Origin of the sequence: Aeromicrobium wangtongii, assembly GCF_024584515.1 — a bacterium.
Taxonomy (GTDB): Bacteria; Actinomycetota; Actinomycetes; order Propionibacteriales; family Nocardioidaceae; genus Aeromicrobium; species Aeromicrobium wangtongii.
This window is the reverse complement of sequence record NZ_CP102173.1, coordinates 243,266-259,667: the sequence shown is the minus strand read 5'-3', so window position 1 is coordinate 259,667 and position 16,402 is coordinate 243,266. Positions and strand designations below refer to the sequence as shown.

The 16,402-nt window shown below is 70.1% G+C and carries 19 protein-coding genes; 7 read left to right on the top strand and 12 right to left on the bottom strand.

Annotated elements, in window-relative coordinates:
- The first annotated feature begins 38 nt into the window (after nucleotides 1-38).
- The 3 genes from acs to NQV15_RS01295 all read left to right on the top strand — a co-directional run bounded on the left by acs (nucleotide 39) and on the right by NQV15_RS01295 (nucleotide 2,761).
- Nucleotides 39-2,024, top strand: coding sequence for an acetate--CoA ligase (gene acs, locus NQV15_RS01305; protein WP_232403124.1), 1,986 nt, complete (start codon nucleotides 39-41; stop codon nucleotides 2,022-2,024).
- A gap of 88 nt (nucleotides 2,025-2,112) precedes the next feature.
- The gene (locus tag NQV15_RS01300) at nucleotides 2,113-2,274 is read left to right on the top strand and encodes a hypothetical protein (RefSeq protein ID WP_232403122.1); all 162 of its coding nucleotides are present in this window, start codon (nucleotides 2,113-2,115) and stop codon (nucleotides 2,272-2,274) included.
- Between the two features lie 37 nt (nucleotides 2,275-2,311).
- The gene (locus NQV15_RS01295) at nucleotides 2,312-2,761 is read left to right on the top strand and encodes a phage holin family protein (RefSeq protein WP_232403120.1); all 450 of its coding nucleotides are present in this window, start codon (nucleotides 2,312-2,314) and stop codon (nucleotides 2,759-2,761) included.
- 3 nt (nucleotides 2,762-2,764) lie between these two features.
- Here the strand turns inward: NQV15_RS01295 and NQV15_RS01290 are convergent, their stop codons facing one another.
- From NQV15_RS01290 to nth, 5 genes are read right to left on the bottom strand one after another with little or no spacing between them, the layout of a single operon-like run.
- Nucleotides 2,765-3,589 (bottom strand): hypothetical protein, encoded by an 825-nt coding sequence (locus tag NQV15_RS01290; protein WP_232403118.1) that lies wholly within the window; start codon nucleotides 3,587-3,589, stop codon nucleotides 2,765-2,767.
- Nucleotides 3,586-4,758, bottom strand: coding sequence for a MarP family serine protease (locus tag NQV15_RS01285; RefSeq protein WP_232403116.1), 1,173 nt, complete (start codon nucleotides 4,756-4,758; stop codon nucleotides 3,586-3,588). The genes NQV15_RS01290 and NQV15_RS01285 overlap by 4 nt, the downstream gene beginning before the upstream one ends.
- A 24-nt stretch (nucleotides 4,759-4,782) precedes the next feature.
- A complete protein-coding gene (locus tag NQV15_RS01280) occupies nucleotides 4,783-5,430 on the bottom strand; it encodes an NUDIX hydrolase (RefSeq protein ID WP_232403113.1) in 648 nt (215 codons plus the stop codon).
- Entirely contained in the window at nucleotides 5,427-6,065 is a 639-nt protein-coding gene (locus NQV15_RS01275) for a TlpA family protein disulfide reductase (RefSeq protein WP_232403109.1), read from the bottom strand. Before NQV15_RS01275 ends, NQV15_RS01280 begins: the two co-directional genes overlap by 4 nt.
- The gene (gene nth, locus NQV15_RS01270) at nucleotides 6,062-6,769 is read right to left on the bottom strand and encodes an endonuclease III (protein ID WP_404801323.1); all 708 of its coding nucleotides are present in this window, start codon (nucleotides 6,767-6,769) and stop codon (nucleotides 6,062-6,064) included. The genes NQV15_RS01275 and nth overlap by 4 nt, the downstream gene beginning before the upstream one ends.
- A 125-nt stretch (nucleotides 6,770-6,894) precedes the next feature.
- Between nth and NQV15_RS01265 the strand changes: the two genes are divergently transcribed.
- Nucleotides 6,895-7,572, top strand: coding sequence for a Crp/Fnr family transcriptional regulator (locus NQV15_RS01265; RefSeq protein WP_232403105.1), 678 nt, complete (start codon nucleotides 6,895-6,897; stop codon nucleotides 7,570-7,572).
- Nucleotides 7,573-7,629: 57 nt separating this feature from the next.
- Here NQV15_RS01265 and NQV15_RS01260 read toward each other — a convergent pair whose 3' ends face one another.
- The 5 genes from NQV15_RS01260 to NQV15_RS01240 all read right to left on the bottom strand — a co-directional run bounded on the left by NQV15_RS01260 (nucleotide 7,630) and on the right by NQV15_RS01240 (nucleotide 10,917).
- Nucleotides 7,630-8,526 carry a DUF559 domain-containing protein gene (locus NQV15_RS01260; RefSeq protein ID WP_232403103.1) on the bottom strand — a complete coding sequence of 299 codons (897 nt, stop codon included), beginning with the start codon at nucleotides 8,524-8,526 and terminating at the stop codon, nucleotides 7,630-7,632.
- Nucleotides 8,527-8,671: 145 nt separating this feature from the next.
- Entirely contained in the window at nucleotides 8,672-9,457 is a 786-nt protein-coding gene (locus NQV15_RS01255; protein WP_232403102.1) for an MBL fold metallo-hydrolase, read from the bottom strand.
- Complete coding sequence (locus NQV15_RS01250) at nucleotides 9,454-10,275, bottom strand: NUDIX hydrolase (protein ID WP_232403101.1); 822 nt, start codon at nucleotides 10,273-10,275, stop codon at nucleotides 9,454-9,456. The genes NQV15_RS01255 and NQV15_RS01250 overlap by 4 nt, the downstream gene beginning before the upstream one ends.
- Nucleotides 10,272-10,733 (bottom strand): RidA family protein, encoded by a 462-nt coding sequence (locus NQV15_RS01245; protein WP_232403100.1) that lies wholly within the window; start codon nucleotides 10,731-10,733, stop codon nucleotides 10,272-10,274. Before NQV15_RS01245 ends, NQV15_RS01250 begins: the two co-directional genes overlap by 4 nt.
- A 28-nt stretch (nucleotides 10,734-10,761) precedes the next feature.
- A complete protein-coding gene (locus NQV15_RS01240) occupies nucleotides 10,762-10,917 on the bottom strand; it encodes a DUF4177 domain-containing protein (protein WP_118397113.1) in 156 nt (51 codons plus the stop codon).
- Nucleotides 10,918-11,026: 109 nt separating this feature from the next.
- On the opposite strand from NQV15_RS01240, the gene NQV15_RS01235 reads away from it, so the two are divergent.
- Both NQV15_RS01235 and NQV15_RS01230 read left to right on the top strand, forming a co-directional pair.
- On the top strand, nucleotides 11,027-11,986 hold the full coding sequence (locus NQV15_RS01235; RefSeq protein ID WP_232403099.1) for an ArsA-related P-loop ATPase: 960 nt from the start codon (nucleotides 11,027-11,029) through the stop codon (nucleotides 11,984-11,986).
- Nucleotides 11,983-13,185 carry an ArsA family ATPase gene (locus NQV15_RS01230; protein WP_232403098.1) on the top strand — a complete coding sequence of 401 codons (1,203 nt, stop codon included), beginning with the start codon at nucleotides 11,983-11,985 and terminating at the stop codon, nucleotides 13,183-13,185. Before NQV15_RS01235 ends, NQV15_RS01230 begins: the two co-directional genes overlap by 4 nt.
- 3 nt (nucleotides 13,186-13,188) lie before the next feature.
- Here the strand turns inward: NQV15_RS01230 and NQV15_RS01225 are convergent, their stop codons facing one another.
- The gene (locus tag NQV15_RS01225; protein WP_255670279.1) at nucleotides 13,189-13,446 is read right to left on the bottom strand and encodes a WhiB family transcriptional regulator; all 258 of its coding nucleotides are present in this window, start codon (nucleotides 13,444-13,446) and stop codon (nucleotides 13,189-13,191) included.
- A 167-nt stretch (nucleotides 13,447-13,613) separates the two neighbouring features.
- Between NQV15_RS01225 and NQV15_RS01220 the strand changes: the two genes are divergently transcribed.
- On the top strand, nucleotides 13,614-15,794 hold the full coding sequence (locus NQV15_RS01220; RefSeq protein WP_232403097.1) for a transglycosylase domain-containing protein: 2,181 nt from the start codon (nucleotides 13,614-13,616) through the stop codon (nucleotides 15,792-15,794).
- Nucleotides 15,795-15,898: 104 nt separating this feature from the next.
- Here NQV15_RS01220 and NQV15_RS01215 read toward each other — a convergent pair whose 3' ends face one another.
- Nucleotides 15,899-16,360: a GatB/YqeY domain-containing protein gene (locus tag NQV15_RS01215; protein WP_232403096.1), complete on the bottom strand. Its 462-nt coding sequence runs from the start codon at nucleotides 16,358-16,360 to the stop codon at nucleotides 15,899-15,901.
- Nucleotides 16,361-16,402: the final 42 nt, after the last annotated feature.

Genomic DNA, 16,402 nt, shown 5'->3' with positions numbered 1-16,402 from the left:
GGATGACCCTCGAGGTGACGTGAGACACAATGCATGCGATGACGAACCGATCCAAGGAGCCACCGGTGAACGAGCAGAACATCAGCAACCTGTCCACGGAGGACCGGACGTTTCCTCCTCCGGAGGACCTCGCGGCGCACGCCAACGTCACGGCCGACGTGTACGAGACGGCCGCAGCCGACCGCCTCGCCTTCTGGGGCGAGCAGGCGGCACGCCTGGACTGGGACACCCCGTTCACCGAGGTGCTCGACTGGTCGAATGCCCCGTTCGCGAAGTGGTTCGTCGGGGGCAAGCTCAATGCGGCCTACAACTGCGTGGACCGGCACGTCGAGGCCGGCAACGGCGACCGGGTCGCGCTGCACTTCGTCGGCGAGCCCGACGACGACACCCGCGACATCACCTACGCCGAGCTCAAGGACCTGGTGTCCCAGGCCGCGAACGCGCTGACCGACCTCGGCCTCCGGGCCGGCGACCGGGTCGCGATCTACCTGCCGATGATCCCCGAGGCGGTCATCGCGATGCTGGCGTGCGCCCGCCTCGGCGCTCCCCACACCGTGGTCTTCGGCGGCTTCAGCGCCGACGCCCTCAGCAGCCGCATCCTGGACTGCGATGCGAAGGTCGTCATCACGGCCGACGGCGGCTTCCGCCGCGGCGCGCCGTCCGCCCTCAAGCCCGCGGTCGACGAGGCCCTCGAGAAGTGTCCGGACGTCACCGGCGTCCTGGTCGTGCGCCGCACCGGGCAGGAGGTCGACTGGACCGAGGGACGCGACGTGTGGTGGCACGACACCGTCGACAAGGCATCGACCGAGCACACGCCGGAGATGTTCGACGCCGAGCACCCCCTGTACGTCATGTACACCTCCGGCACGACCGGGAACCCCAAGGGAATCCTGCACACCACCGGCGGATACCTCGTGCAGTCGGCGTGGACGTTCTGGGCGGTGTTCGACCACAAGCCGGACGACGTCTACTGGTGCACCGCCGACGTCGGCTGGGTCACCGGGCACTCCTACATCGTCTACGGCCCGCTCGCGAACGGCGCGACACAGGTGCTCTACGAGGGCACCCCGGACACCCCCCACAAGGGCCGCTGGTGGGAGATCATCGAGAAGTACAAGGTCTCGCTCTTCTACACCGCCCCCACCGCCATCCGCACCTTCATGAAGTGGGGCGACGAGATCCCGGCGAAGTCCGACCTGTCCAGCCTGCGCATCCTGGGCTCGGTGGGCGAGTCGATCAACCCCGAGGCGTACGTCTGGTACCGCGAGAACATCGGCGGCGGGCGGACCCCGATCGTCGACACCTGGTGGCAGACCGAGACCGGCGCCCACATGATCAGCCCCCTGCCGGGCGTCACGGCAGGCAAGCCGGGATCGGCGATGACCCCCATCCCCGGCATCTCGGCCGAGGTCGTCGACGACGCCGGCAACCCGGTCGACAACGGCGAGGGCGGCTACCTGGTCATCACCGAGCCCTGGCCGTCGATGCTCCGCACGATCTGGGGCGATGACGAGCGCTACAAGAAGACCTACTGGTCGCGCTGGCCGCAGTACTACTTCGCCGGGGACGGCGCCCGCAAGGACGAGGACGGGGCGATCTGGCTGCTCGGCCGCGTCGACGACGTCATGAACGTCTCGGGGCACCGGCTGTCGACCACCGAGATCGAGTCCGCGCTGGTGTCCCACCCGAAGGTCGCCGAGGCGGCGGTCGTGGGAGCCACCGACGACACGACCGGCCAGGCCGTCGTCGCGTTCGTGATCCTGCGGGACTCGGCGCTCGACGGGGGCGAGGACATCGTCGCCGAGCTGCGGGCCCACGTCGGCCAGCACATCGGTGCGATCGCGAAGCCGCGCCAGATCATGGTCGTCCCCGAGCTGCCCAAGACTCGCTCGGGCAAGATCATGCGGCGGCTGCTGCGCGACGTCGCGGAGAACCGTGAGGTCGGCAGCACCACGACCCTGGCCGACGCCGGCGTCATGGACCTGATCACGTCCGGGATGAAGGCCGCCACCGACGACGACTAGCCGCAGCAGGTGTGGCCTTGCTCACGCCTGCCCCGTACGGGTGCCCCGCGTTCAGTTTGATCTCATGTGCGCGGGGCACCGTGCTGCCATGCAGAACACGAACACCCCGTCCGCCCCGAAGTCCGAGCCCCGCCGCCGGGTTCGCACCGATCTGACGGCCGGCGGCATGCTGCTCGCGATCGTGATCGGTGGCAACCTGCTGTGGCAGGCGTCCGACGCCGGCGTGGTGGCGGCCATCGCCGGACGCTGACCTGCGCACTCCGCCCGAACACTTGTAGGCTCCCGCTATGAGCTCCCCGGAGGAACCGACCATCGGCCGCTTGGTCGGCGACGCCAGCCGCGACATCGCCCTGCTGGTCCAGACCGTCATCAAGCTTGCCAAGAGCGAGCTGCGCGTCAGCGCGAAGGCCGGCGCCGTCGGTATCGGCATGATCGCGGTGTCCGCGTTCTTCGGCCTGCTGATCATCGTCCTGCTGTCGATCGCGGCGGCGTACTTCATCGTCATGGCGGGCCTCGACCCCGCATGGGCGTTCCTGATCGTCGCCGGCTTCTACCTGGTGCTGGTCGCGCTGCTGATCCTCGTCGGCATCCGGCTGCTCAAGAAGATCCGGGCGCCGGAGAAGACGATCGCAGCCGCCAAGGAGATCCCCGCTGCGCTCAAGGGCCACACCGACGCTGCTGCCGGCGCGCAGACACCGCTGACCACGGCCCCGCGTCCGGCCTCGCACCGCCGCTAGACCTCAGCCCCGTCGGGGCCGTCCGGACACCAGTCGCCCGAGCACCCCCAGGACGACGGCGGCACCCCCGCCCAGCGCGATCCAGACCAGCCAGTCCGTCAGCGATGCGGCCGCGCGGTCGACCAGCAGCGGCTGGACCGCCCGGGCGAACGGCGACTTCGACTCGGCCCGCTCGGTCAGCTCGGGGACCGCGATCTCGATCGCGACCCGCAGCACCCCGGCCGTCGCGAGGGCGCCGAGACCGAGGCCGGCCAGTGCCAGCGGCCTGCTGCGCGCGGCGACCAGTGACACCGTGGCGGCCACGAGCACGACCAGGAGCCCCAGCAGCGACCACGTCCGGGACCGCTCCACCCACACCAGCCGTTCGCGGTCCTGCGCCGTGCCGATCTGGGCACGCACCTCGCCGGGCACCTCCAGCGAGATGGGCAGGTTGCGGTCCAGCCGGCTCGTCACGAAGGTGGCCATGGGGCGCAGGCTGACGGTCAGCGGTCCGTCGCCGTCCTTGAACGCCGACCGGTGCAGGTCACGCTGGGTCTGCTCCCACGCCTCGACGAATCCCGGCTGGTTGGTCGTCGTGCGGGTCACGTCGGTCAGGGCGGAGGTCACCGGCTCCTGCAGCGACTCCGGAATGTCCTTTCGCTGCACGTACTCGTCCACCAGGCGCGCCACGAACGCCTCCTGCAGCTTCTGGTCGGTCGCCAGCTCGCTGCTGAACCTCACGTAGCCGTCCTCGTCCGCCACGTGCGTCGAGACCCACAGCAGCGGCACGGTGACGACTGCGGCGGCGAAGGCCACCAGGCCTGCGAGCACCGCGACGACGGGCCTCATGCGCAGTCGCCCGTCGACACGCTCGAGGTCGCGGTGGCGCCGCGGCGAGCGTCCTCGGCGACCTGGCCGGCGGTCAGCGCGTACCCCGTGGACTTGTCGGACACCGAGGCCGCGAAGATCACCCCCAGCACCTTGCCGGACTCCGAGACCAGCGGGCCGCCGGAGTTCCCGGACCGCACGAGCCCGCGCACCGAGAAGGTCTCACGGACGACCTGGCCGCGGTCGTAGATGTCAGGGCTGCGCAGCTTGATCTGCTTGCGGATGCGCGCCGCGCGGGCGTCGAAGGGGCCGTTCTCGGGATATCCCAGCACCGCAGCGGGCTGTCCGGCCCGGCCGTCGTCGTCGAAGCGCAGCGGCCGCAGGCCGAGGTCGTTCACGGCGAGCACCGCGACGTCGAGCTGTCGGTCGAACAGGACCACCCGGGCAGGCACCCGCCGGTCGTCGACGACGACGGTGGGGTTCTGGACGCCGGCCACGACATGGGCATTGGTCATGATGCGATCGTCCGCGTAGGCGAAACCGGTGCCCTCGATGCCCCGGTCGCAGCGGGCCTGACCGAGGATCTTCACGACGCTGTCCTTGGCCCGCGCGACACCCCGGCTCTTCAGCGTCGCCTCGTCGGGCGGCTCGACCTGGGTGATCTCCTCGGAGTCGAACGGGTCGATGTACCGGGGGAACAGGCTGGAGTCCAGCACCTCGTTGAACGAGCGGAGCACCGATGTCGCACGGGGCGGCATCACGCCGTCGACCCGCTGGAGGATCGTGGAGTCGCGCGCTGCCGTCGACAGGTAGGGGATCGTGGTGCCGCTGACCGAGTAGCCCAGCGCCCAGGCGACGCACAGCACCGCGACGATGCTCAGGGCACTGCCGCCGACAGCGTCCACCGATCGCAACGGCTTCCACGTGAGCCGGTTGCGCAGACCCACGCCGATGAGGGTGCCGATGGCCTGGCCGATGCCGCCCGCACCGATCACCAGGCCCAGCGCCAGCAGCGAGCGTGACAGCGTCGGCATGTCGCCCGACAGGACCTGCGGGACGATCGCCAGGGCCAGCAGTCCGCCGGCGAGCAGACCCAGCGTCGCGACGAGGTTGACCAGGAAGCCCTGGATGTAGCCGGAGATCGCATAGGCCACGAGGACCACCAGCAAGATGACGTCGAGGGAGTTCATCGCGGGCTCACCCGGTTTCCGGCGTCATCGAGGCAGCTCGGGCAGCGGCCGGGTCACCGAGTCGTCCCACGGCTGCTCCCAGCCCACCGCTGCGAACAGCCGGGCGATGATCCCGGCGGTGAAGCCCCACAGCGGCATCGTCGTGCCGATCTCGAAGCCGGGGCCCCGCCATCCGGACGGATGGGTGACGCTGAACCGGTTGTCGGGGTCGATGAGACTGCGGATCGGCCGGTGGATGACCGTCACGACCTCCTGGTCGCTGACCGCCCCGAGAACACGCGGCTCGCGCCAGTAGCCCAGGACCGGGGTGACCGCGAAGTTGCTCGGCGGCAGCCACAGCGTCGGCAGCGTCGCGAAGACGTCGACGGTGGACGGATCGAGCCCGACCTCCTCCTGCGCCTCCCGCAACGCCGTGTGCACCGCATCGGCATCGCCGCGGTCGGACTTGCCGCCGGGGAAGGCGATCTGACCCGGGTGGTTGCGCATCGTGGCCGCGCGCTCGGTCAGCAGCAGCTCGGGGCCGTCCGGGCCGTCGGCGAACAGCAGCAGCACCGCCGCAGGGCGCGCATCGGCCGGCACCGAGGTGAAGTGCGGTGACAGGTCCGCTGCCGTGACCGTTCCCGCCAGGTCGGCGAGGGGGCGCAGCCAGTCCGGCAGCGTGTCGGCCGTCATGGTGTCACTCCCAGGTGTCGTTCGATCGCGGCCGTCAGATCGGCGTACGAACGGAACTCCTTGCGCTCCGTGGCAGTTATTCTTCCCTGCGCATCCACGAAGATGGTCTGCGGCAGCGCCACGACCCCCAGACCCGCGGCCGCGGACTGGTCCGGATCGCTCAGCTGCGGGTAGGTCACGCCCGTCGCGCGGGCCAGCTCGATCGCCGCACCGGGACTCGTCTCCTTGAAGTCGATGCCGATGACCCGCAGCCTGTCGCCGTACTCGGCGTCCACGCGAGCGAGCAGGGGCAGCTCCTTGCGGCACGGGACGCACCAGCTCGCCCACAGGTTGATGACCGTCGGTGTGCCGGTCAAGGTCGACAGCTCGACCGATCGCCCCCCGCCGAGGCACGCGAGCGTCACGTCGGGCAGCGCGCCGTCGCCCGAGGCCCGCTCCCCGCCGGCCGGGCAGTCCTCGATGCCCGCGCGCGCCTTGGCGGCGGCGAGCTCGTCGGACGAGCCCGAGGTGGCCGCACCGCCGCCACCGAAGGTCGGTTTGGCCGGCTCCGGGTCCGATGACGAGCACGCGGCGAGGGTCAGCGCCAGGACCGCCGCGACGAGCGCCGCAGCCGTCCGCCGCGCCGCCGCGCTCATGCCGGGCCCTGCGTGGTGACCAGCGCCTCGGCGATCACCGGGTCGGTCGGGCCGATGCCGAACGACGGGCACCACTGCGCGACGGGGCATGCTCCGCAGGCGGGCTTCTTGGCGTGGCAGCGACGGCGTCCGTGCCAGATCAGGCGGTGGCTCAGCATCGTCCAGTCCTTGCGCGGGAAGAGCGCGGCCACGGCGTGCTCGATCTTGACCGGATCCTTCGCGATGTCCTCGGGGACCCACTCGAACCGTCGCACGAGCCGCGCGAAGTGGGTGTCGACGGTCAGCCCCGGGATGTCGAAGGCATTGCCCAGCACGACGTGGGCCGTCTTGCGCCCCACGCCCGGGAGGGTCACCAGGTCGTCGAGCCGCCCAGGAACCTGCCCGTCGTAGCGCTCGACCAGTGCCGCCGACAGGCCGAGCAGGCTGTCGGTCTTGGCCCGGAAGAAGCCGGTGGGCCGGATGATCTGCTCCAGCTCGGCACGGGGGGCCGCCGCCATGGCCGCGGGGTCGGGAAAGGCCTCGAACAGGACCGGCGTGATGGCATTGACCCGCCGATCGGTGGTCTGGGCCGACAGCACCGTCGCCACCAGGAGCTCGAAGGGGGACCTGAAGTCGAGCTCGCAACCAGCCTCGGGATAAGTTTGAGCCAGGCCCCGATGGATCCTGCGCGCCCGGCGCACGAGTGCCGTATCCGGCCTCGTCACGGTCTTCGACACAGGCTCCAGCGTACGTGCCGCAGCGAGTGGCTCGCCGCGGACCGTCCGAATGTGGGAAACTGCACAAGGGGCACATCTATGTGACGCCCGCTCCACGACTGATAGGGATGACCGTGACCGACGACGTTCTTCGACAGGCACCGCTGTTCTCCGGCCTCGATGACCAGGTCGCGGAGGCACTCGAGGCATCGATGTCGTCGACGAGCCTTCGCCGCGGCGAGGTCTTGTTCAGCGAGGGCGATGACGGCGACCAGCTCTACGTCGTGACCGACGGAAAGATCAAGCTGGGCCGCACCTCCCCCGACGGCCGCGAGAACCTGCTCGCGATCCTGGGCCCCGGACAGATGTTCGGCGAGCTGTCCTTCTTCGATCCCGGGCCGCGTTCCGCAACGGCCACCGCCGTCACCGACGTCGAGCTCAAGAGCCTGGGCCACGAGGCCCTGAGCCCCGTGCTCAACGCGCACCCCGATGTCGCCCACGCACTGCTCAACCAGCTCGCCGGACGCCTGCGCCGCACCAACGAGGTCGTCGGTGACCTCGTGTTCAGCGACGTTCCCGGTCGTGTCGCGAAGGCCCTGCTCGACCTCGCGTCGCGCTTCGGTCGTCGCGCCGATGACGGCATCCACGTCAATCACGACCTCACGCAGGAGGAGCTCGCCCAGCTGGTCGGCGCCTCGCGCGAGACGGTCAACAAGGCCCTGGCCGACTTCGCCAGCCGCGGCTGGCTGCGCCTCGAGCCCCGCAGCGTCGTGATCCTCGACCTCGAGCGCCTGCAGCGCCGCGCCCGCTGACCAAAATTTGGCGCCTCAGCAACCGTTTCTAGGACGTTCGCGTCCCGAAACGGTTGCTCAGCGGCCAAATCTTGGTGACGGGCCGCGGTAGCCGCGCTCGCGCAACGCGTTGAAGACCCGCCACGCGATCTGTCGTTCGTCCTCGAAGTCCTTGACGGTGATGACGATGACCCGCCACCCCAGTGCCTCGAGCATCTCGCGTCGCAGGTGGTCGCGCTGACGTTGGACCGCATCCCGCTCGTGGTGCCAGCCATCGTGCTCGATCAGCACCCGGTGGACGCAATAGACCAGGTCTCCGTTGGCCACGTGGACCCCCTGGGCGTCCCGGATCGGCACATTCGGCTCCGGCATCGGCAGACCCGCGGCGTGGATGATCCACCGCACGTCCGACTCACGGACCGAGTCGACCCTCTCCCGCACGAGCGGCGCCACCCGCCGGGCCCGTTGGACGCCGTCGAGGTGCTCGGCGATCGCGAACGCCCGCAGCTCCAGCAGGTCGACGTGTCCGTGCCGCACGAGCCAGTCGCCGATCCGCAGCAGTGCCCGGTCCCCGACGTCGGTGGCCACGTCGACGAACGTGCGCGCCCCGTCGAGCACCGGCACCCCCCGCACGAGGTGCGGTCGCAGTCGCGCCTGACGGCGGTGGACGACCAGTCCCTCACGCTCGACGTGCACGGCCGATGCGGTCGAGAAGTGCAGCGGGACGGAGGCGCCCACGTCGAGGCCGCGCCACCGCACGGCACTGAGGTGGGACAGCGCGGCATCGTCCGGCAGGATCCTCAGCGCCGCGCGGATGCGCAGCTCCTCCGTCTCGGGCGTCGCGGACGTTCGCCAGACACCCAGGAAGACCTGCGCGAACCGCGCGCCCTGGAGCATCCGCGGCGTCACGCCGTACCGGGCCGCCTCACGGGGCGTGAAGACGCGGCCGTGGAGCTCGGGCGGAACAGGACGCATCCCGCGACGGTGCCCGAAGAACGACCGCCGAGGACATCGACGCCGAGCGGCTGTGGACCGACAAAACCCTGCCGCCCCCTGTGCACGACCAAGTTTTGGCGCTCGAGCAACCGTTCTGACCTCTTGCGGCCGGAGAAACGGTTGCTCAGGCGCCAAAATTCGGCTGGCGGAGGTAGTCGAGCTGGGCGGCGACGCTGAGCTCGGCCGCGCCCCAGAGCGACTCGTCGACGTCCCGGTACACCCGCTGGACGACCTCGCGAGGGGTCGTGGCCCCGGCGTCCACGGCTGCCCGCACCTGGTCGAGGCGCTCGGCGCGGTGGTCGAGGTAGAAGTCCACGACCTCGGCCGGTTGGTCGATCACCGGTCCGTGCCCCGGCAGGATGCGCTCGACGAGGCCCTCCTCGATGAGCTCGCGGATGTGAGCGAGCGAGTCGAGGTAGGCGCCGAGGACGCCGTCAGGATGGGCGATGACGGTCGTTCCACGGCCCAGGATCGTGTCGCCGCTCAGCAGCGACCGCTCCGCGCCCATCAGGAAGCAGGCCGAGTCGGTCGTGTGCCCGGGCGTCGCGAAGACGTCGATCGACAGGCCGTCCACGTCGATCGTCTCGCCGTCGACGAGCGGCTCGGCCCCACGGGTGAACTCCGGGTCGATCGACCGCGCGGGCGCGCCGGTCAGCTCGACGATCCGTCCCAGCGCCTCGGTGTGGTCGAAGTGTCGGTGGGTGAACAGCACCAGGCCCACCTCGCCGGCCGCCGCCAGCACGGCCTGCAGGTGGGTCTCGTCCGAGGGTCCCGGATCGACCACGACCGCATGCGTCGCGCCGGGTTCACGCAGGATCCACGTGTTCGTCCCGTCGAGCGTCATGATGCCGGGATTGGCGGCGAGGACGAACGAGGCCCGATCCGTCACGGCGACAGGGCTGATGGTCATGACTCCCCCAGGTAGGTCTCGAGAAAGAGCTCGTCGTCGACGACCACGAGCTGCGGCAGGATCGTCGGGAACGTCCGGTCGGCCGCCGCTGCGACCACGGTCGCCGCGCTGTGGGCCGAGACCTCGCGGCATGCGGCGATGGTCGGCGGCATCATGGCGGCCTCGCCCGCGTCCACCGACGCCAGGACGCGCGACAGCGGCACCCAGTCGGCATGATCGGCCTCGCGGCTCATCGTGCCGACCCGCTGGCCGTCCGGAAGCGCCGCGACGAAGAACCGGGTGTCATAGCGCCGCGGCTCGAATGCGGGGGTGATCCAGTGCGCCCACGCGCCCACCAGGTCGGCCCGCAGCACGAGACCGTGATCGGTCAGGAAGTCGGCGAAGGCCATCTCACCGGCGTCGAGAGCCGGCCGGGCAGCCTGCATCTCGGCGCTGCTGGTGTCGGACACGATCGTGTCGCCATCGGGGCCGGCCAGGAGGATCCCGGTCTCCTCGAACGTCTCGCGCACCGCGGCCACGACCAGTCCGCGAGCGAGGTCGGGGGCGCACCGGAACCGGCGTCCCCACTCCGTCGCATCGGGTCCGACCCACGGCACCTCGCGCTCCACGTCAGCCCTCGAGAGACCGCCACCGGGAAACACGTACATCCCGGCCGCGAACGCCATGCTGCTCTGGCGCCGCATGAGGTAGGCCTCGATCCCCTCGTCCCCGTCGCGGACCACGACGATCGTCGCGGCGTCGCGCGGCTCGGCCGGCGCCGGCGGCGGGTTCTCCGCCGCCGCGCGAAGCCGATCCGGCACCGGGATCCGGACGGTCATCCGACCTCGACGATCAGCTCGACCTCGACGGGTGAGTCCAGGGGCAGCACCGGCACACCGACGGCGCTGCGGGCGTGCTGTCCGGCATCCCCGAAGGCCAGGCCGAACAGCTCACTGGCGCCGTTGGCCACCCCGGGCTGGCCGGTGAAGTCCGGGGTGCTGGCGACGAACACCGTGGCCTTGACGACCCGCACGACCGCATCCAGGTCGTCGACGACCGAGCCGACGGCGGCGATCGCGTTGAGGGCGGCCTGCCGTGCGCAGTCATAGGCGTCCTCGGCGCTGATCTCGCCACCGACCTTGCCGGTCGCGAGCAGCTCGCCGTCGCGCAGCGGCAGCTGGCCCGACGTGTAGACGTATGAACCGGTCCGGACCGCCGGGACGTAGACCGCGACGGGCGCGGGGACGGGCGGGACGCTCAGGCCGGCTCCGGCGAGGCGGTCGTCCACGGCGGACATCAGCGGACCCGTCCTTCGGCCGCGCGGCTCATGCGACCGGTCGCTTGAAGTAGGCGACCAGGTTCTCGGGATTCATCCCCGGGACGATCTGGACGAGCTCCCAGCCGTCCTGCCCGAAGTTGTCGAGGATCTGCTTGGTCGCGTGGACGAGGACCGGCGCGGTGAGGTACTCCCATTTCGTCATGATGCCGACTGTATCGGTGTGCGCAGCCGATGCGGCCGGCCAGCGACCGCCGAAACGCTGCCGGTCCCGATCGGGAGGCGAACTCGCGCATGCTCGGTAGGCTCGTGGCGTGGCTCTCTCGACCCAGCTCCATGTCGTCACCGGCAAGGGCGGCACCGGCAAGACGACCGTCGCCGCCGCTCTCGCGATGTCCTTGGCCGGGCGGGGCAAGAAGGTCCTGCTCTGCGAGGTCGAGGGGCGCCAGGGCATCGCCCAGCTGTTCGACGTCCCGCCGTTGCCGTACGAGGAGCGCCAGATCGCCGTCGGACCGGGCGGCGGCGAGGTCTACGCGCTCGCGATCGACCCCGAGGCCGCCCTGCTGGAGTACCTGGCGATGTTCTACCGCCTCGGCCGGGCCGGCAAGGCACTCGACAAGTTCGGCATCATCGACTTCGCCACGACGATCGCGCCGGGTGTCCGCGACGTCCTGCTGACCGGAAAGGTCTACGAGGCCGCGCGTCGCCGCGACGGCAACCGGTTCGCCTATGACGCGGTCATCATGGACGCCCCGCCGACCGGCCGCATCAGCCGCTTCCTCAACGTCAACGCGGAGGTCGCCGGCCTGGCGAAGGTGGGCCCCATCCGCCGTCAGGCCGACTCGATCATGCAGATGATGAGATCGCCGCAGACCCGCGTGCACCTGGTCACCGTGCTGGAGGAGATGCCGGTGCAGGAGACGATCGACGGCATCACCGAGCTGACGTCCGACCGGCTCCCGGTGGGCCACGTGATCCTCAACCTCGTCCGTCCCTCGATGCTGTCCGTCGCGACCCGCGAGGCCCTGTCGAGCGGATCGCTCAAGACCGCGACGGTCGCGACCTCCCTGCGTCGCGTCGACCTGGACGCCGCGGCGGCCCCCGCGCTCATCGCCGGTGGCACCGCACACCTCGAGCGGCAGCGCCTGCAGGACGGCCAGCGCGAGATCCTGGAGGACTGCGGACGTCCACTCGTCGAGCTGCCGCTGCTGAGCGACGGCATCGACCTCGGTGCCCTGTACGAGCTGGCCGAGCAGCTCAAGGAGCTCGCATGAGCCGCAAGCCGCAGACCAGCCCCTCCGCCCGCAAGGGACACCCGTCGCCGCGCGGCGGCACCCGCGAACAGGCCGCCGGTGACATCGACGTCGACGCGCTGCTGGAGGACAGGACGACCCAGATCATCGTGTGCTGCGGTTCCGGCGGGGTGGGCAAGACGACGACCGCCGCCGCACTGGCCCTGCGCGCGGCCGAGAAGGGTCGCGCGGTGTGCGTGCTGACGATCGACCCGGCTCGCCGGCTGGCGCAGTCGATGGGCCTGACCGAGCTCGACAACACCCCCCGGCCGGTCAAGGGCGCAGCGCTGGACGGCGGATCGCTCGACGCCATGATGCTGGACATGAAGCGGACCTTCGACGAGGTCGTCGAGCAGCACGCGACCCCGGACAAGGCCGCCCAGATCCTGTCCAACCCGTTCTACATCGCCTTGTCGAGCTCCTTCGCCGGCACGCAGGAGTACATGGCGATGGAGAAGCTCGGTCAGCTGCACGCGACCGGCACGTGGGACCTGATCGTCGTCGACACCCCGCCGTCCCGCTCGGCGCTGGACTTCCTGGACGCGCCGGACCGCCTCTCCTCGCTGCTGGACGGCCGGTTCATCAAGCTCCTGCTCGCCCCGGCGAAGGGCCCTGCCCGGTTGATCAGTGCCGGATTCGGGATCGTGACCAGTGCGCTGAACAAGATCCTCGGCGCCCAGGTGCTCACTGACGTGCAGACGTTCGTGGCGGCTTTCGACACCCTGTTCGGCGGATTCCGCCAACGGGCGGAGAGCACCTATGCCCTGCTGCAGGCCGAGGGCACGGCCTTCCTGGTCGTCGCGGCACCCGAGCCGGACGCGATGCGCGAGGCGTCCTACTTCGTGGAGCGCCTCGCCGGCGAGCAGATGCCGCTGGCCGGCCTGGTGGTCAACCGTGTGCGCACCGGCGCCGCCGACGGCATCGAGGCCGTCGACGCCGAGGCCGCCGCCCACAAGCTGGCCGGTGGCAGCGCCGGCGACGTGGCCACCGCCGAGCTGCTGACGATCCATGCGGACCGCATGCGCGCGGCCGCGAAGGACGAACGCCTCAAGAAGCGGTTCTCGGCTGCCTATCCCGGCGTCGCGACGGTCTCCGTGCCCGCCCTCGCCGGCGATGTGCACGACCTGGACGGACTGCGCCTCATCGGCGACCTGCTGACGGGCGCGAAAGCGCCGAGCTGAGCGCTAGATCGCGACCTGCAGGACACTGCGCCACGCGGTGACATTGGGCCGGCGGCGCAGCAGCGCACGGCGCTCACGCTCCGTCATGCCGCCCCAGACGCCCCACTCGATGCGGTTGTCCAGCGCTTCGGCGAGGCACTCGGCCCGCACCTGGCACGTGCCGCACACCTGCTTGGCGCGATTCTGCTCCGCGCCCTTGACGAACAGTGCATCTGACTTGCCACGACACGCGGCGTCAGCCGCCCAGTTTTCATTCCACATGATGAACCTCCCCGAGACCGGTCCGGATGACCGAAGTTGGCAGCTCCCAACTTAGGAACTAACGACGGCGGGTATCAGAGCGTTACGAGTCATCTTGAGTAGTCACTAATGACTAACACGTTGTCGCATCGGTTCCGCTCCGGGACCAGTCACGTAGGCTGTTGCCCATGGCTCCGCAGGATTTTCGCGACTCGCTGCGTCGCGCAGCCCAGTCCGAGACGCACAGCAGGCATCGCACCGTCCTGATCGCCGCGATGGCCCGTCTGTCGGGCCTGGCGGGTCTGCTGATCGCGCTGATCCTGATCCCCACGACCGCGATCGTTGCGGTGACCGTCAGCAAGGCCACCGACGACGTCCTGGACCTGCCCCTGACGCTGGAGGACCAGCCGAGCGCCCAGACGTCGCGCCTCCTGGCCTCCAACGGCGAGCTGATCGCCTACTTCTACAACGAGAACCGCCAGGACGTCCCGCTGTCGGAGATCGCCCCGGTCATGCAGGACGCCCTGCTGTCGATCGAGGACGCCCGCTTCTACGACCACGGCGCGCTCGACCTCAAGGGCACGCTGCGCGCGCTGGTCAACAATGCCGCGGAGGGTCAGACGCAGGGCGGTTCGTCGATCACCCAGCAGCTGGTCAAGCTGACATTGCTGTCACAGGCGACCACCGACGAGCAGCGCCGGGCCGCGACCAAGAAGTCGACCGCCCGCAAGATCCGTGAGCTCAAGCTCGCGATCGAGTACGAGGAGAAGCACACCAAGAAGCAGATCCTGGAGCGCTACCTGAACCTGGCGTACTTCGGCGACGGTGCCTACGGCATCAGCGCGGCTGCCTTCCACTACTTCTCCAAGGCACCGAACGAGCTCAACGCCCGCCAGGCCGCGACGCTGGCCGGCCTGGTCAAGAACCCGGTCGAGTACGACCCCAACGTCTATCCCGAGAAGGCGCTGCAGCGCCGCAACACCGTCCTGGCCGTCATGGAGCGGCTGGGCAAGATCACCCCCGAGCAGGGCGCGGAGTACCGGGCCGCTCCGCTGGGGCTGAAGATCACCGAGTTCCCCAACGGCTGCGTCGGCGTGACGGGTGAGTTCTCGTGCGACTACGCCCGCCAGTGGCTGCTCGCGCAACCGACCCTCGGGGCGACCCCCGACGAGCGCCGCGCCACCCTCGAGCGCGGCGGCCTGACCATCAAGTCCAACATCGACCTGGGCATGCAGTCCGCCGCCGACGACGCGGTGCGGTCCACGGTCAAGTCCACCGACGAGGCGATCGCGGCCCTCGCGATGATCGAGCCCGGCACCGGCAAGGTGCGTGCCGTGGCGCAGTCGCGGCCGATGGGACGCAGCAAGAAGCGCGGCGAGTCGTTCATCAACTTCGTGGTCCCGGGCGCCTACGGGCAGTCCGGCGGCTTCCCGGCCGGTTCGACGTTCAAGATGTTCACGGTGGCCGCGGCCCTCAAGAACGGCATCGACGTCGGGCAGACGTACAACTCGCCGCGCGATCTCACGATGCCTGCCGGCAGCTACTTCGACTGCGAGGGCAATGGCACCGCGCTGTGGAAGGTCAGCAACTCCACCGTGTCGGGTCGCATGAACATGTACGAGGGCACCCGCAAGTCCGTCAACACCTACTTCGCGCAGCTGGAGAAGCAGGCCGGCCTGTGCAACACGGTCCGCGCCGCGGAGGCGATGGGGATCAAGGTGCCCCGGCAGAACCAGGTCGGCCCGTTCACCCTGGGCGTCACCGACGTCAGCCCGCTCGACATGGCCTCGGCGTACGCCACGGCAGCCTCCGGCGGCATGTACTGCAAGCCGCGACCCGTCGACGAGATCCTCGACTCCTCGGGCAAGCTGCTCAAGAAGTTCGACCCGAACTGCAAGCGGGCCCTCACCAAGGACCAGGCCGCGCAGATCAACGACATCCTGCGCGGTGTGCAGGAGCCCGGCGGCTTCGGCTTCTCCAACGGCACCGGGCTCAAGGTCCCGTCGGCCGCCAAGACCGGTACGACGCAGGACAACAAGGCCGTCTGGTACTCCGGCTACACGCCCGAGCTCGCCACCGCGTCCATGATCGCCGGCGTGGTGACCAACAGCAAGAACCCGGAGCTGAACGGTCGGCCCAAGTCGCTGGCCGGCGTCACGATCAACGGCCGGCTGCTGGACTTCAACTCGGTCGGCGGCTCATCGCTGGCCGGCCCGATGTGGGCCAAGGCGATGCAGAAGATCCAGGACAGCCTCACGCCGGTCAACTTCGACCCGCCGCCCAAGCGGGCGCCGGCCCGGGCCGCGGCGCCGAAGAAGAGTGGCGACGGCCCTGACCGGCGCGACCGAGGACGCAAGCGCGACCGCTGACGGCCCGCCCCTTGAGCTGACCCGCCCCTTTGAGCTGACCCGCCCCTTGAGCTTGTCGAAAGGGAACTTCCTTCACCTTTCGACAAGCTCAAGGGGCGGTGGGGTCAGGCGCCGAGCTGGCGCTTGACCTCCGCGGCGACGGCGCCACCGTCGGCCTTGCCCTTGACCTGCGGCGACACGATGCCCATGACCTTGCCCATCGCCTTCATCCCCTGACCGGCGGCGCCGGCGGACTCGACGGCCGCCGACACGATCACGGCGATCTCTTCGACCGTCAGCTGCGCCGGCAGGTACTCGGCCAGGATCGCCGCCTCTGCCCTTTCCTTCTCGGCGAGCTCGGGCCGGTTGCCCTCGGCGAACGCCTGAGCGGCCTCACGACGCTTCTTGGCCTCGGATCCCAGCACGGTGAGGACGTCCTCGTCGGTGAGCTCACGAACCTGCTTGCCGGACACCTCGGCATTGGTGATCGCGGTGAGCACCATGCGCAGGGTCGACGTGCGCAAGGCGTCGCGGGCCTTCATCGAGGTGGTGAGATCGTCGTGGAGCTGGTCCTTGAGGGCTGACATGCGTCCAGTGTCCCACCGCGACGCCAGTCCGCCTGTGACAGG